This window comes from Microcystis sp. MC19 (assembly GCF_003019735.1).
GTDB lineage: Bacteria > Cyanobacteriota > Cyanobacteriia > Cyanobacteriales > Microcystaceae > Microcystis.
Window position 1 is genome coordinate 3,670,776 of record NZ_CP020664.1, and the last position, 15,889, is coordinate 3,686,664.

Sequence of the window (15,889 nt, forward strand, 5' to 3'; positions counted from 1 at the left end):
CTATTATAGCGACTCACTGTCAGCTATAGCGCCCTGACCAGGGGGAGATGTTCAGACGAAAAGAAGGTAAACTGGAATCTGTGCCGCGTTGATCGTCTTTAAATTTCACTAGCGTTTCTGATCAAGATAAAGTCTAACCTAATTTGCTATCGACCAGCGACTCGCCAAAATGAAAACTTCCTACCTCACCTATGACTAGCACTCCTTCAGCTTCTTTAAGATTAAAAAAAACAAAAATTACTGACACAAATATCACTCTCTCCCATGGCAGCGGTGGCAGCGCAATGCGGGATTTAATTAATGAGATATTCGTTAATAACTTTGATAATAACCTACTGGCAACCCTTGAAGATCAAGCCCGATTTGAAATTAAAGATTTAGCTGGAATAGGCGATCGCTTGGCATTTACCACCGATTCCTATGTGGTTTCTCCCCTATTCTTTCCGGGGGGTGATATTGGCAGTTTAGCAGTCAATGGAACTGTTAATGATTTGGCTGTCGGTGGGGCAATTCCTCTCTATCTCAGTTGTAGTTTTATCCTCGAAGAAGGTTTATCTATCGACACCCTAAAAACCATCGTTACCAGCATGAAAATAGCCGCCGAAAAAGCAGCAGTAAAAATCGTCACTGGGGATACAAAAGTCGTTCCCAAGGGACAAGGAGATCAAATATTTATTAATACCTCTGGAGTGGGAGTAATTCCGGCTGGAATCAATTCCGGGGCGAATAATTTACAAGTTGGCGATCGCATTTTGCTGAACGGTTTTCTGGGGGATCACGGAGCCGCCATTCTGATTGCTAGGGGCGAATTAGACCTGCAATGCACAATCGAAAGCGATTGTCAAGCCCTGAATTCTTTAATTTCTGCAATTCTGGCCGTTTGCCCGGAAGTTAAAGCGATGCGGGATGCCACTAGAGGCGGATTAGCCACGGTTTTAAACGAATTTGCCCAAAGTTCAGGGGTGGGAATACAGGTACAGGAAACGGCGATCCCCATCCGGGAAGAAGTGCGAGGAATGTGCGAATTATTGGGCTTAGAACCGCTTTATCTGGCAAATGAGGGCAAATTAGTCCTTGTCGTGCCTCCGGAGGCGGAAAATCGCGTTTTAGCAGTGATGCGTTCCCATCCTGACGGTAAAAATGCCGCTTCTATCGGGGAAGTCGTCGCTTCTCCCCCCAATTTAGTTTACTTAAAAACCCCTTTCGGCACTAAAAGGATTCTCGATATGTTAGTCGGTGAACAATTACCGAGAATATGTTAATTAGGGTTTGCTGAAAAAGTTTGTTGTTAGGGTTAGAAGTCAGGAGTCAGTAGTCAGGAGTCAGTAGTCAGGAGTCAGTAGTCAGGAGTCAGTAGTCAGTAGTCAGGAGTCAGGAGTCAGTAGTCAGTAGTCAGTAGTCAGTAGTCAGGAGTCAGTAGTCAGTAGTCAGTAGTCAGGAGAATTAAAAATGAATAATAATCAATTAAATGGTCTATTTACAGATTTTAGGCAATTTAATCCTTATTTTTGCTGTTTTGAACCCTCAAATAGTTGGGGTTTTGGGGTTTTAGTTGAAATTTCCTTGATAACTGATAACTGATAACTGATAACTGATAACTGATAACTGATAACTGATCACTGATAACTGATAACTGAAAATGCACGAACTAGGAATCACCCAAAATATTATCGAACTTGCCTTAGAACATTCCCGAGGAATGAAAGTTAAGCGCGTGGTGTTAGAGATTGGTAAACTAACGGCAATTATGCCAGAATCGATCGCTTTTTGTTTTGATACCTGTTGTCAAGGTACTAATATAGAGGGGGCAATGTTAGAGATTCTGGAAATTTCTGGTTTAGGACAGTGCCAAGATTGCGGAAATGAGCTAGAACTAGAATATCCCTACGGAATCTGCGATCGATGTGGTAGTCGCAATATAATCATTTTACAGGGACAAGAATTAAATCTCAAATCGTTGGAGACAGAATCCTTATGTGTGTAACCTGTGGTTGTTCTGATAACTCGGAAGTGACGGTAACTAATCCGCAAACGGGAACCCATGAACATATTTTAGCCGATGGTACTGTTATTAGTCATAGCCATCACGATCACGATCATGAGCATCCCCATCATCCCGCGGAAATTCACGCTCAAATTCATGGCAACATTCTCCAAGTTGAGCAAAATCTGCTGGCAAAAAATAATCTGTTAGCGGCACAAAATCGCGGTTGGTTGAAGGGGAGAAAAACTGTTGCTCTTAATCTGGTTTCTTCTCCCGGTTCGGGAAAAACTACCCTGTTAACTCGCACAATTGCCGATTTAAAAACCGCTATTCCTATCAGTGTGATTGAGGGAGATCAAGCAACTGCCAATGATGCCCAAAAAATTAGTGAAACCGGTTGTCAGGTTATCCAAATTAACACCGGAACAGGTTGTCATTTAGAAGCATCAATGGTAGAGAGAGGATTAATCGAACTCGATCCACCGATGAATTCTTTAGTCATGATCGAAAATGTCGGTAATCTAGTTTGTCCTGCTTTATTTGATTTGGGAGAAAATGCCAAAGTCGTCATTCTTTCCGTCACCGAAGGAGAAGATAAACCGATTAAATATCCCTATATGTTCCACGCTTCTCAAGTCATGATCTTGACAAAAATAGACCTACTACCCTACGTTAATTTTAACCTCGATCGCTGTTTAGATTATGCCTATCAAGTTAATCCCAATTTGAAAGTTTTTCAAGTTTCCGCTACCACAGGAGAAGGTTTAGATGCTTGGTACAGTTGGTTAAAATCGCTGGTTTAAGTTAAGCAGTAACACACCCAAAAAGTTCAGTCTAACCGAAAGAAAAATGACTCTAGCACTTGATGACAATATTTATAATCAACTGTTGACTAAATTTCAACCCAAGATTATTGAAAATGAAGAAGAATATGAGCAAGCGCGTCATCTTCTGCTTAATCTAATGAGTAAACAGGATCGACTACCAGAAGAAACCGCGATGGTTAAATTAATGGCGACAATTATTCAGGATTTTGATGTCAAACAACCTCAACCCGAACCAGCTTCACCACAGGAAGTATTATTACACTTAATGTCAGCTAACAACAGGAAACAAGCTGATTTAGTTGGTAAAATTGGTTCTAAGGGTGTGGTTTCAGAAATTGTTAATGGCAAGCGATAGATTAGTAAAGCTTAAGGTAAAATTTTAGGATAGATTTTCAATGTTTCCCCCAGTGTATTCATTTAAGTTGATATTAACTGCCAATGAAAACAATCGTCATTGTTCCACCGATTAAATGTTAAGGTATGAAAACTAAACTGGTATCATCGATCAAAAGTTTTGCTGATTCGCTAAACTTTTATCGCTGGATAGAACCCTTTTGTGGTCTGGGGTTGGTAGCTTTTAATTTACAACCCAAAAAGGCCTTATATTAAATATAGTTATTAAAAACTGATTATTTATTTCCCCTTTTGCCTCTTGCCTATTGCCTGAGTGCCTATCCTAACCAAAAAGTTAATTTTGTTCTAGTACCTAATCATATTCTTTTGCCGCTTGTACTAAGGATAAAAGTTGTCCGGTTTGATCGGTTCCCGATACTCCTAAATCACTGTGACAGAGTATAACTTTTTCGCTTACCCTTGCTAATAAATCCCTTAAAACTCTCTGTAAACGGGACTGATTTTCCTCTAATTCTGCTTCTGTTGTCCAGCGTTGATAGGGACTTTCTCGCCAAAAAATTGGCGCAGCAAAAAGAGTAGCAGCACCTCCTTGTTCCCAGAGTGGAGAGGAACAATCTAGCCAAAAATGCCAACGATGACTAGAACGAAAAGAACGATATTGAAAGATATTGCCTAGGGTAACTGCCGAGGAAGATTTAATAAATTGTCGCACAGGATAGGGATTAGCGGTAATTGTACCACGGCGCAAAAGTTGGATAAACTGACTAATAGTGTCGCTGGGACTTTGAAAAGAGGGTTCACTCTCACGCAAACGGCGATCAATCTCCCAAAAATGTTGGGCAGTTTCCATTAATTCTCGCAAAGCTGCCAAGTGATCGAAGGGCAAATTTTCCCCATCGTTTAATAATTGTTCGATCGCTTGATTTAAGACAAAAATCGGGAAAAGTTTCGCTTCTTGCTGCCGTTTTTTCATCCCTTCGATCCAGTGACAAATTCTTTCGTAGGCAGTACAAGCTTTTTGTCCTAAGCGATCCCAACGGGGAAAAGTTTCGCTCACTAATAAACGGGGATTTTCCGGATGCACTTGATAACAATAATCGGCAATTAATCCAGCGCGGACCGGATCGATATCGGGAATTAACTCTTCTTCATCCCAGCGATAACGGCTGAAAATCACCAGCATTTCCGCTAGGGCCTCTTGGGGGGCTAAACGCCCCAAATTTGGGTAAACAAGGGCGAGAAGGGTCAATAATGCTCGAATCAGAGGACAACTGATCAGGGGTCGTTGTTCGTTGAGGGGTTGAACGGCTATCCCTGCACCGGTTAAAATTTCCATCAGGCTATAACGGGCGATTTCGTCTAAACCGGGGGCAATAACGGCGATTTCTTCGGCTTTTACTGCTCCTTGCTTGACTGCTTGAATAATAGCTGTGGCTGTCTTCCGTAACAATTCAGCGCGAGAGGTGGTTTGCAGGGAGATGAATTGATCGGGAAGATTGCCAAGATAGTTACCGTCGCTGACTAAGGAGAGAATCGTCTCGCTAAACTGAGCAGCTAACCCCTTAGTGGTAGATAATGGCATAATTTGACAGCGTGTTGCTAATTTTTGTAGATAATCGGGATCGGCAGTTAATCCTAAGCGGATTTTTCCCTGGGGATTGTAGGTAAAAACGCTAAAACAATCATGATCGAGGAAAAAACTGAGTAAATCCTTGGCAATAGCCGGATAATCGTCCACATCGTCCGCAAAAACTGCCCGGAAGCGTTTTAATAGTTGCTGTTGATAACGACTATCAGGGAATAAATAGCGCCAATAGAGTTCGTAGATGATACCATAACTTAATAAACCACGTTCTAGAGACCAATCACGCCATTGAATGATTAATTCTCCCACTTTTTCTGGTGTTTCCTGCTCATTAATCGCTAAAACTCGTTTTAAATCTGTTTCTGATAATCCCTCGGCTAATCTTTCCGGTATCTTTTCTGCGGGAACACCACTAGCGCCGGCTAATTGTAACAGATCGAGAACTTGACGGACGAAACGATATTCATTTATGCTAGTAAGCTGGAAGAATTTAGCGATCGCTGGTTGCCAGAGACGGGTGGCGAGTTCCTGCTCCGTTTCTGGGCGTAATCGGCGGGGAAATTGCGCTTTTAGCCCCAAAAACTCGAAAATTAACGGCCAAAACAGGATGACTTCATCGGTGAGAAAACCTAAAGGGGTTTTGCAGAGAATCGGATAGCTACCCTTAACGGCAACGGCTAATTGATCGGCTAATTCCCGTTTATTATCATCGTTGGCAGCGAAAACTAAGATCGATCGGGGAAGGGGGGATGATTTTGAGCGCTCGCGAGACACCCAGCGCCGAAATTCCCCGACTAAAGCGGTGGTTTTTCCTGATCTCGTGCCACCTTCGATCCAAATTGGTATGATTGACATCGTTTTTTCTCGATTGTATTTGTTAAGATGACTGATCGGTACTCTAGCTTTTTTCCTTGTGGAAGTAATTGTTTTCTATGAATCTTAATCGGATTTTGCAAGGTGTTAATCAATGGTTATTACAAACTCCTGAACGTTCTTTAGATGAGGCGTATCATGCAGCTTTGAAGATTAAGGAGATAGAAGACAAGCATTTTCAAGGGCGAAAAGTGGCCAATGGGTTCTCGAATTATGGCACTACCACTAATTCCTATTTTATCGCAGAAGTTAAAGGTTATCTGCAAAAAATTAAAGTCAGATTGACTGAGTTTAAAGCTAGTCGCTCGATCGTTAATACTTTCGGACCCAATCAACCGACAATTAATAATGGGGTGATTACTGTCACCACAGATGTTTGTCTGAAAAAACTTCAGTTTATCGATAGTGTTATCGGAAAATATCAAGGTAATTATTGGCAAGAAGATCTTGAAGATGTCCCCAAAAGTCTCCAGAACCGAAATTTTGAGCAGGAAACAGACAAAAATAAGACTTCCAGAAATCGCTCTTTTTTAGCGGCCGGTAGTCCTGAAGAGGAGGAAATAATCAAAAGTAATAAATCCCAAAAAGCTACGGAAAAACCGGGGGTTTTACCCCGTTCTTTTGTCAATACTTTTAATCGCATTAAACAGGAAATCGATCCGCAAGCGGAGGAATCCGAGGAGGCAGTTTTAAAGAAATTTCGCAATTCTCGTTATAAAACAGCCATTTCTCTCAAGTTTATTTTACTGTTAATTATTGTTCCTTTATTAACCCAACAATTAACCAAAACTTTCCTGATTACCCCCTTGGTTAATAAATATTTCCAACGGCATGAACAGTTTATTTTTATCAATCAGGATTTAGAAGAAGAAGCTTTTTCGGAATTGAGAAGATTTGAAGAAGCTTTACATTTTCGAGGTATGATTGGTTTAGCACCCAAATTATCTAACGAAGAAATCGAGGGAGAAATTACTAAAAAAGCGGCGGTACTAAGTGAAGAATTTCGCCAACGAGGTTTAAATGCGATCGCTAATATTTTCGCCGATATTTGTTCCCTGATTGCCTTTGGTTTTGTTATCGCTTTTAGTCGTCGGGAAATCGAGATTGTCAAGTCTTTTCTTGATGGCATTCTCTACAATCTTAGCGATTCAGCTAAGGCTTTTTTAATTATTCTCTTTACCGATATATTTGTCGGTTTCCACTCTCCCCACGGTTGGGAAGTGATCCTAGAAGGTTTAAGTCGTCATTTCGGTTTGCCGGAAAATCGCGAGTTTAATTTTCTCTTTATCGCCACTTTTCCCGTTATCTTGGATACAGTCTTAAAATATTGGATTTTCCGTTATCTCAATCGCATTTCTCCCTCGGCAGTGGCTACCTATCGTAATATGAATGAATAGGGTAAAATCAGGGAGAAACTTGATAATTTATCCTTCTAATTTGGGGGGGATAATTTGGCTGCCGTCTCTTGTACTTTGGTAGATTCTAATTGCAAAGCAGTGGCAATCTGTTCTATACTTAAACCTAAAGCTAGTAAACCAGCGATCGCTTCAGTTTTAGCTTCTTCACGACCTTCTTCTTTAGCTTCTTGATAAAGTCGAGTCTGTCTGAGATCATCTAATCCGAACATAGCTTCTAACTCCGTGCGACTAAGATTAGTAAATTTATAGGCTAAGGTTCTTTCAATTAATTCTATAACTTTTTGCTGGAAAACTAGATCATCAATTTGAGCGATCGCTTTTTCTAAAAGTGGTTTTCCTCGTTGCTGTGCTAATTGGGGTGTAGCGACGATTAACTGAATAATTCCTAAACCCAGAGACAAATCTGGACTATCGATTAATTCATCTAAATAAATACGTCTGATCTGTCCCGTTATCTCAAATCCCCGCAGTTGATAGGGAAAATTATGATCGAGATCCCTGGAGGCAAATAAAGCTACAGCCATCCAATCCTGAACGGGTTTATACTGATTGAGATAGATGACAATTTCTGTTAAAAACCGCCAATAAAAATCACTTTTATCCTGAAATTGCACTTCAACAAAGTAAATAATTAGTTCCGGTGCTGCTGTGGTCGGTAAAAAAATACCGTCAAAACGACGAGCTAATTCTTTGATTTCTCGGGAGGAGAATTGATAATTTTCAGCTTTCTGGGTTGATTCTCCCAGTAATTCAAAAATTAAACCAGGAAAAGTTTGCAAGAGTTGATAAAAAATTGTATCGGTCTTCACAAGCTTAAAATAATCTAGATATTTACTAACAATTACTTACAAATCATCCAACAAGAGCGTAACTAACACCTTATCGACGCGATTACCGTCCATATCCACCACTTCCAAACGCAACCTTTGCCATTCAAAATGATCGGCAGCCCCCGGAATCCTGCCAAGATGGGTAATAATAAAACCCCCTAAAGTGTGATAATTGCCCTGTTTTTCCCCGGGTAATTCACTGATTTCAAATAATTCTTTAAAATCTTCGATCGCCACTGTGCCATCGATCAACCAAGAACCATCTTCCCGCTGCACGATCTGAGCATCTTCAATATTATCTAATTGGGGTAAATCGCCGACAATTGCCTCTAAAATATCCTTGCGCGTCACCAATCCTTGAATCACCCCGTACTCATCCACTACCAAGGCAATATGATGACCACTTTGCTGCACCAATTCTAAAACCTTTAAACCCCTAGTGCTTTCCGGCACAAAAAGCGGCTGCTGTAAATCCTTCGTTAGGTCGAAACTTTCACCGGTTAAACAATCCGCTAATAAGTCTGTGACTTCAATTACCCCCAAAACCTCATCTAAACTGCCCTGACACACGGGAAAACGGGTATGATTGCTCTCAATCAGCTTCTGGCGGTTAATTTCGGCACCATCTTCCAAATCTAGCCAAACAACATCCGGACGCGTGGTCATAATCTGACTGACTCGGCGATCGCCCAATCCTAACACCCTTTCCACCATATCCTGTTCTGCTTCCTCAAAGGTTCCCGCTTCGGTTCCCTGTTTAAGCATAATTTTCAATTCTTCCTCCGTAATTGGGGAATCATTATTATTACCGCTAATCCCCAACAAACCGAGAATCAGATTAGTCGATTGACTCAAAAGATGGACAACAGGCGAAACAATTTTCGATAAGCGATCGAGAGGACCTGCAACAAGGATAGCGATTTTTTCGGGATTACTTAAACCTAAACGTTTCGGCACTAATTCCCCCACCACCAGGGATAGATAGGTAATAATTAACACCACTAATCCTAATCCCAAAGCTTGATTGTAGGGGGCTAAAACAGGAACTTGCGCTAATAATTTCGCCACACTTGCCGACAAATTCGCTCCTCCGTAGGCCCCGGCAAAGATTCCCACGAGGGTAATGCCAATCTGCACCGTCGATAAAATTTGATTGGGATCATTGGCCAATTTTAAGGCCACCGCCGCCCGTCGATCATCTCTGGCTAATTGTTCCAAACGGATTTTGCGGGCCGAGACAATGGCAATTTCCGAGAGAGCAAAGACTCCATTGAGGAGGATGAGGAAGAAGATAACAAGAATTTCGGTAGTCGCCGAGAACATGGTTAGAATTTACAGGTAAAAGGGCGGATAGTTGTTTGGATCATAGTGCGAGGATCGGTTAAGTTCAGTAAAGAATCATCTTGATTTTTAACGAGTTACGAAGGCTTGTGTCGGGAGGGGGGGTACTCCCAGTATAAATGGGATAGGATAAAGTTCGCGCTCTTAGCTCAGTTAGCAGTGAACAGTCAAGAGTGACCTGTTGCCAGTAAAAAAAAGTTGTCCCTGGGAGAGTGGGGACAAACTATCTCAATCTATTCGCCTGAAAAATTATGATCGCTACACCCGTATCATCGAAATCGAACGCTATGACGGAAATCCGCCCCGGACTACCGACTATTTGCGGTTGGGAACAGGAAATCGCGGCGATTGTCAATCACGATGATCCGATCTTTTTACCGACGACAAATCTCAAATTAGACAATATTGAGGCTGGTTTTGCCTGTGCCTTGCATATGCACCAACCCACCATCCCCGCGGGTGTTAACGGTGAATTAATCTGCAATCTCCAGTATATGTTCGAGCATCAAGGGGATGGTGATAACCATAATGCCAGCGTTTTTGCCTGGTGTTACAGTCGCATGGGCGATTTTATCCCGGAATTGGTGGCGGAAGGCTGTAATCCCCGGATTATGCTCGATTATTCCGGCAATCTCCTCTGGGGTTTGGTACAGATGGGACGGCAGGATATCCTCGATAAACTCAAATTAATCACCTGTAACAGTCAATATCAACCCTATGTGGAATGGTTGGGGACGATGTGGAGTCATGCGGTAGCCCCTTCCACACCGATTCCTGATCTAAAATTACAGATGCAAGCATGGCAAACCTATTTTGCCTCGATTTTTGGCCCGGATGCTCTGAAACGAGTCAAAGGGTTCTCTCCCCCGGAAATGCACCTTCCTAACCATCCTGATACCCTCTACGAGTATATTAAAGCTCTGAAAGAATGCGGCTATCGTTGGTTATTGGTACAGGAACACTCGGTGGAAAATCTCGACGGTTCGGGATTGAGTCAGGAACAAAAATATATTCCTAATCGCCTGGTGGCCCGTAATTCTCGCGGTGAAGTGATTGCGATTACTGCTTTGATTAAAACCCAGGGTTCCGACACCAAATTGGTCGCCCAAATGCAACCCTACCACGAGGCCAAATCCCACGGTAAACAGCAAATCGGCGGCCTTTGGGTTCCTTCCCTTGGTTCCCAGATTGCCGACGGTGAAAATGGTGGCGTGATGATGAATGAATTTCCTCGCGATTTTCCCACTCCTTGGCGGGAAATGCGGGGAGGTTCCAGTGTGGCAGGATTTAACGGCACGGAATATCTGGAGTTAATCGAGGCCGCTGGTGTTAATCCCCAAGATTATCCGCCAATTCAAGCCGTACACCAGCATAAAATCTGGCAGCGAGTTAATCCCGATGCCGCTACCCCGGAAGCAGTGGAACAGGCGATCGCTGAGTTAAAACAGACCGACCACCGTTTTAGCATGGATGGGGCATCTTGGACAAATGATCTCAGTTGGGTGCGCGGTTACGAAAATGTCCTGGAACCGATGAACCAATTAAGCGCTCAATTCCACGAGAAATATGATCCTTTGGTACAGGCGGATTCTAGCTTCACCCGACGACCGGATTATCTGGAGGCACTGCTTTATAATTTGCTCCTGCAAACCAGTTGTTTTCGTTATTGGGGCCAGGGTACTTGGACCGATTATGCCCGCACTTTGTACGAAAGAGGCGCGGCCTTAACCCGCTAAGATGGTAAGGTATCTAGGGTGCAGATTCTGCGCCCTAGTAATACAAAAATATTACTAGGTGATGTTCCCCGATAACGACCGCTACCGGCATTGATCTCAAAAAGCTAGAAGATTTAATTAGGGTTAGCTGAATATAACTGGAAGCATTACTAGACAATGGTTTTGCGCTTTTTTAGCCAAAAAAGTCCCAGAAACAGACGTTATGCCACCATGAGAGGAAAAAAGGTAAGCTGTTCGTAATTTAAATTGCTTGTTGAGACGAGGCAAAAGGCAACAGTAAAGGGATTGGGGGAGGTTCGGCTAATTTAAAAATAAGCGGTTTAAATGCGTCTTAGCTTATCTCTTCTCGAATCTCGAAGATATTGAAACTATCTACCAATCTATCTGAACAGGATATTTTGCTAATATTGAATCATGGCTAATCAGTCTAGCATTTTCAAGATTAGCTTGAGTAACTAACAAGCGGTCAAATGGATCTTTATGGATGTTAGGTAAAGTATTTAAAGCTAAAACATGGCTGACTGTAATTGATAAAAGGCCAATTTGGTTAGTTTCCTGCTGAGTATTAATCATTTCTGCTAAAGGTATCTTGAGTGATAGTTTACCTAGTTGTAGTTTGATTTGCATTTCCCAAATACTTGTAATACTAAGTAATAGCGTATTACTAGGATCTCTACACAGTTCTAAAGCTCTTTGAGAGAGTTTTTCTGGTTCGCTATCCCACCAAATAAATGTATGGGTATCTAAAAGAAATTTCATGATTCACCTGTCCAAAATTCTTCAGGAAGTGGCTCATCAAAATCTTCGCTAGTCCCAATTTTTCCAGCGTGTAGTCCTGGTTGTCGTAACTTAGGAGAAGGAGTTTCAGACGTTGTTTTTTCAGTATCTCCCCAAGGAATTAGACGAGCTACAGGCTTGTTTCCTTCGGTTATAATAATTTCAGTATCTACCTTTATTAAGGCAAGTAGTTCTTGTAAAGTTAACTGTACTTGATTGAGATCAATAGTTTTGTTTGACATGAATAATTTTCTCTCTTTATTTACTTCACAAAATAAAACAGGATTCAGTGATAACTGCCTCACAAGTTAATAAAGGGTTGGCAACTTTTTCCCATTGCTGAATTGCCCAATTGTGATAATTATCACTCCGGTATGTCTTGGAATCGCAGATCTTTTATTTAATTGGGGGTTAAACCACCAAGAATGGCTAGGACTTGCTGAAAAAGTACGGGCGAAGCATTCGGGCAATAACTTATCGCTGAAACCGTAGATTTCCTATCCGAATGCTTCGCCCCTACAGGACGTGATCGATAAACTGTTTGCGTTTCATACAACAATTTTCTCTTCTTGGTAGTTTCCCTTTGTAGCGGCAATTGCTTCCTGTTTATTCAATTCTAATGCTTCGCTAAGAGTAATTTTTAGGGTTTCTAATAACTGATCACGAGATGCTTCTTGACAGTTAACTCCCGGAATTTCTTCTATCCAACCAATCCACCAATCTCCGTCTGGCTGAATGATAGCTGTGTAGGTGTTAGTCATAGAATATCTCCTTAGCTAAAATACAAATATATATTATTATACTCGATTTAGGAAACTCTGAAACCGCTCATCTCCCCGAATCTGCTCAAAATCTTTATCTGTTTTCGCCATATCCTGATATTTGACATCAAGATTGATGGCGCTTTGTAAGTTTTCGATAGCTAATTCCACATTATTTTGTAAGCCATAACAGCAAGCTTTATTGTAGTAAGTATTAGCATAATTTGAATTAATTTCTAAAGCTCGATCGTAGGATGCGATCGCTTGTTCAAATCTGCGTAAATTCCTTAACGCAATCCCTCGGTTGTTCCAAGCTTCATGCAAATCGGGTTTAATTTCTAAAGCTCGATCGTAGGATGCGATCGCTTGTTCAAATCTGCGTAAATTCCTTAACGCAATCCCTCGGTTGTTCCAAGCTTCATGCAAATCGGGTTTAATTTCTAAAGCTCGATCGTAGGATGCGATCGCTTCTGCAAATCTGCCTAAATCATCTAACGCAAACCCTCGGCCGTACCAAGCTTGATGGTAATCGGGTTTAATTTCTAAAGCTTTGTCGTAAGAGGCGATCGCTTCTTCTAATCTGCCTAAATTACCTAACGCAAACCCTCGGCCGTACCAAGCTTGATGGTAATCGGGTTTAATTTCTAAAGCTTGATCGAAGGAGGCGATCGCTTCTGCAAATCTGCCTAAATTACCTAACGCAAACCCTCGGCCGTACCAAGCTTCATGGTCATCGGGTTTAATTTCTAAAGCTTTGTCGTAAGATGCGATCGCTTCTGCAAATCTGCCTAAATTACCTAACGCAAACCCTCGGCCGTACCAAGCTTCATGGTCATCGGGTTTAATTTCTAAAGCTTTGTCGTAAGATGCGATCGCTTCTGCAAATCTGCCTAAATCATCTAACGCAAACCCTCGGTTGTACCAAGCTTCATGGTCATCGGGTTTAATTTCTAAAGCTTTGTCGTAAGATGCGATCGCTTCTGCAAATCTGCCTAAATTACCTAACGCAAACCCTCGGCCGTACCAAGCTTCATGGTCATCGGGTTTAATTTCTAAAGCTTTGTCGTAAGAGGCGATCGCTTGTTCAAATATGCCTAAAATATCTAACGCAACCCCTCGGTTGTTCCAAGCTTCATGCTTATCGGGTTTAATTTCTAAAGCTCGATCGAAGGATGCGATCGCTTGTTCGTATTCTTTTCCCATTGCATGAATTAGTCCTTTTTTATGCCACAATTCAGATGCTCGAACAGGATCGAGAGATGGGGAATCGCTTAAATAGGCCTTAATTTCGGCTAACTTTTCCTGTCGTTGTTGGGGAGTAAATTGCTGATAGGTATCGAGATCGCCGTCTAAATAAACCAGTCTTCTAATTTCTCTTTCCAATATGTCCTTATCCGTCGGAAATTCATAAACTCCCGAATACCAATCAAAAAAATCCGACGCACGACGAATAAAATACCGCAAGGCAAATTCCGGCAATAAGAATACTAAAGTAAAGGGAAATTGCCGCTCAAATCGCTCACGGGATAGGTTTAAATAGCCTAAAATCTTAGGAACTCCGGCCCAGGTTCCCCCATAAACTGGACTTTGACTCGATAAGAAATAGCCTTCACTTTCCGCTTCTTCGTAGCGCAGTAGTGCATTTTCTAAACCGCGCACGAAAAGAATGTTTAGATTGGTATGATTTGGTAGATCGACAATTTTCTCATACAAATTATCGGTTTCTGAATCAAGCTGCAGGACTTGAATATTTTTATTAGGTAAATCTTGACTGATTCCCCGAATAATCTCATCAGCTTGCACGGGAGAACAGCGAACAAAGAGTAAATTAAAGCCATTTTTTCGTCTCAGCGATCGCAGTAATGCTTGATAGGATTCTGCTGCTGTTAGGGGTTGCTCTTCTCGCAATCCTTCAAAATCCGATTCCTGAGAGTTAGTTAAGGGTTTTACTTTTGGGTTTGTCATTATTATATATAGCTGTATTCAGATTTATGAGGTACACTAATTTTCTCACCTGTTCCCTGTTTCCCGCTCCCCATTCATCATTCATAATTCATCATTCATAATTCATAATTCATCATTAAACTCCTTAATTTTGGTAATTAAAGGATGCACATCATACCAACTTTTCAACTCTGCATCTGCATCAAAATAAGCATATTGTAAAATACAACGATTGAATAATAATTTACGATGAGCTTCATCATTTTGAATTTCGTTGGTACGATATACCTTAGCCAGAATTTTCCACTGCTCATGTTCTACTGTTCTCTGATAGACATCTCTAGCTTGAGTTATTGCTCTTTGAGCAGCTTTTGCGGTAATAGGTAAAGCATCCACATGATCTAAAGCGGTTTGCATTAATAAAATTAGGTTTCGTACATGACCTCCAGTCATTAAACATAATCGCTCCAGAACTTCTTGACTTTCAAAAATATCTGTTTCTAGCTTTTTCTTCGGTAAAAATTGCTGCGTTCTTTTCTCAATAATAGCCTTAATTTTTGCCATACCATCAGGATTAATAGTACGATCAAGATTGCGGATCATAATCATCGGTAAAACCATCGGGTCATTATCATAAATATCGCGTAGATCATTGGCCCGATTAGAATAGGCCATTGAAATAGGTATAGTATAAATCAAATGACAATTTAACCCCTTTAATTGATTAGCTCGATCTAAAAAAATCTCATCATGATTAGTTTTATGATCTCGCCGATATATCGGTACAATGCGATCTAAGTTATCAACAATTACCACTAATTTTGTTGAATCATCTAAGACAGTTTTGCTATTATCAATAAACTCATTTAGTGCTGTTAACAGCGTAACAGTATGAGGATTGATTTTATTTCTTATTTCTTGTCTTTGACTGGGAATTGCCCGAATCGCCGCAGACATTTTACCAAAATATTTAATCAAGTCTCCCGTTTCTAATTTGACATCTTCCACTTTAATCTCTGTTAAAGCTAAATCAATTAAATCCTGCCAACGGGATTTTATCCAGTTTTTTAAGGGGGTTGAATTAGCCTGTTTTAGTTGTTCTAACAAATGGCGCGTACAGGCAATGAGAATATCTGTATATTGAGCATCTTCTGGATCGATATCGTCTTCATCTGCCGCAAAATAAACAACAAAACAATTTTTTTGCTCTAGATATTTTTTCAGCCGCAATAATTCCGTGGATTTCCCCCCTCCTCGATGTCCTGTGTAGAGTTGATGGGTGTAGTCTGTTGGCAGCGAACGAATAATTTTTATGCCTAAATCTTGACAAACATCAGCATCCGCTCTCACTGCTTTTAGATCCACATAAAAGGGACTACCAGCAGGTAAAGGAACTGGTTTAAAGGCATTAGCAAGATTAGCGATCAATTGTTCAGACATAGGCGACTATAGCTTAATT

14 protein-coding genes and 1 pseudogene are annotated in these 15,889 nt (G+C 41.2%); 7 read left to right on the plus strand and 8 right to left on the minus strand.

The genetic code is table 11. From position 1 onward, the window contains the following. Positions 1–191 precede the first annotated feature (191 nt). The 5 genes and pseudogenes from hypE to B5D77_RS18690 all read left to right on the plus strand — a co-directional run bounded on the left by hypE (position 192) and on the right by B5D77_RS18690 (position 3,420). Positions 192–1,262, plus strand: coding sequence for a hydrogenase expression/formation protein HypE (gene hypE, locus B5D77_RS18670; protein ID WP_106909411.1), 1,071 nt, complete (start codon positions 192–194; stop codon positions 1,260–1,262). Between the two features lie 377 nt (positions 1,263–1,639). Beyond that, positions 1,640–1,984: a hydrogenase maturation nickel metallochaperone HypA gene (locus tag B5D77_RS18675; RefSeq protein WP_002732104.1), complete on the plus strand. Its 345-nt coding sequence runs from the start codon at positions 1,640–1,642 to the stop codon at positions 1,982–1,984. Beyond that, positions 1,975–2,787 carry a hydrogenase nickel incorporation protein HypB gene (gene hypB, locus B5D77_RS18680; RefSeq protein ID WP_002796462.1) on the plus strand — a complete coding sequence of 271 codons (813 nt, stop codon included), beginning with the start codon at positions 1,975–1,977 and terminating at the stop codon, positions 2,785–2,787. Before B5D77_RS18675 ends, hypB begins: the two co-directional genes overlap by 10 nt. 46 nt (positions 2,788–2,833) lie before the next feature. Then, positions 2,834–3,181: pseudogene (locus B5D77_RS18685) on the plus strand (type II toxin-antitoxin system HigA family antitoxin). A gap of 110 nt (positions 3,182–3,291) precedes the next feature. After that, positions 3,292–3,420: a DNA adenine methylase gene (locus B5D77_RS18690; RefSeq protein WP_232306212.1), complete on the plus strand. Its 129-nt coding sequence runs from the start codon at positions 3,292–3,294 to the stop codon at positions 3,418–3,420. 97 nt (positions 3,421–3,517) lie between these two features. Here B5D77_RS18690 and B5D77_RS18695 read toward each other — a convergent pair whose 3' ends face one another. Next, a complete protein-coding gene (locus tag B5D77_RS18695; protein ID WP_008203774.1) occupies positions 3,518–5,605 on the minus strand; it encodes a hypothetical protein in 2,088 nt (695 codons plus the stop codon). A gap of 77 nt (positions 5,606–5,682) precedes the next feature. Between B5D77_RS18695 and B5D77_RS18700 the strand changes: the two genes are divergently transcribed. Then, a complete protein-coding gene (locus tag B5D77_RS18700; protein WP_106909412.1) occupies positions 5,683–7,020 on the plus strand; it encodes a proton extrusion protein PcxA in 1,338 nt (445 codons plus the stop codon). A gap of 35 nt (positions 7,021–7,055) precedes the next feature. Here the strand turns inward: B5D77_RS18700 and B5D77_RS18705 are convergent, their stop codons facing one another. Together B5D77_RS18705 and B5D77_RS18710 are read right to left on the minus strand one after the other, a co-directional pair. Continuing rightward, positions 7,056–7,850: an Rpn family recombination-promoting nuclease/putative transposase gene (locus B5D77_RS18705; RefSeq protein WP_008203779.1), complete on the minus strand. Its 795-nt coding sequence runs from the start codon at positions 7,848–7,850 to the stop codon at positions 7,056–7,058. Positions 7,851–7,886: 36 nt separating this feature from the next. Beyond that, the gene (locus tag B5D77_RS18710) at positions 7,887–9,194 is read right to left on the minus strand and encodes a hemolysin family protein (protein ID WP_008203781.1); all 1,308 of its coding nucleotides are present in this window, start codon (positions 9,192–9,194) and stop codon (positions 7,887–7,889) included. Between the two features lie 269 nt (positions 9,195–9,463). On the opposite strand from B5D77_RS18710, the gene B5D77_RS18715 reads away from it, so the two are divergent. Then, positions 9,464–10,948, plus strand: a complete 1,485-nt coding sequence (locus B5D77_RS18715; protein ID WP_039900272.1) for a glycosyl hydrolase family 57 — start codon at positions 9,464–9,466, stop codon at positions 10,946–10,948. A gap of 372 nt (positions 10,949–11,320) precedes the next feature. Here B5D77_RS18715 and B5D77_RS18720 read toward each other — a convergent pair whose 3' ends face one another. From B5D77_RS18720 to B5D77_RS18740, 5 genes are all read right to left on the minus strand, one after another. Further along, on the minus strand, positions 11,321–11,707 hold the full coding sequence (locus B5D77_RS18720) for a type II toxin-antitoxin system VapC family toxin (protein WP_106909413.1): 387 nt from the start codon (positions 11,705–11,707) through the stop codon (positions 11,321–11,323). After that, entirely contained in the window at positions 11,704–11,967 is a 264-nt protein-coding gene (locus tag B5D77_RS18725) for a type II toxin-antitoxin system Phd/YefM family antitoxin (protein WP_002796475.1), read from the minus strand. The genes B5D77_RS18720 and B5D77_RS18725 overlap by 4 nt, the downstream gene beginning before the upstream one ends. Before the next feature lie 306 nt (positions 11,968–12,273). Further along, positions 12,274–12,486, minus strand: coding sequence for a hypothetical protein (locus B5D77_RS18730; RefSeq protein ID WP_002780190.1), 213 nt, complete (start codon positions 12,484–12,486; stop codon positions 12,274–12,276). Between the two features lie 36 nt (positions 12,487–12,522). Further along, on the minus strand, positions 12,523–14,451 hold the full coding sequence (locus B5D77_RS18735) for a tetratricopeptide repeat protein (protein ID WP_106909414.1): 1,929 nt from the start codon (positions 14,449–14,451) through the stop codon (positions 12,523–12,525). Between the two features lie 102 nt (positions 14,452–14,553). Then, complete coding sequence (locus B5D77_RS18740) at positions 14,554–15,870, minus strand: P-loop NTPase fold protein (protein ID WP_106909415.1); 1,317 nt, start codon at positions 15,868–15,870, stop codon at positions 14,554–14,556. Between the last annotated feature and the right edge of the window lie 19 nt (positions 15,871–15,889).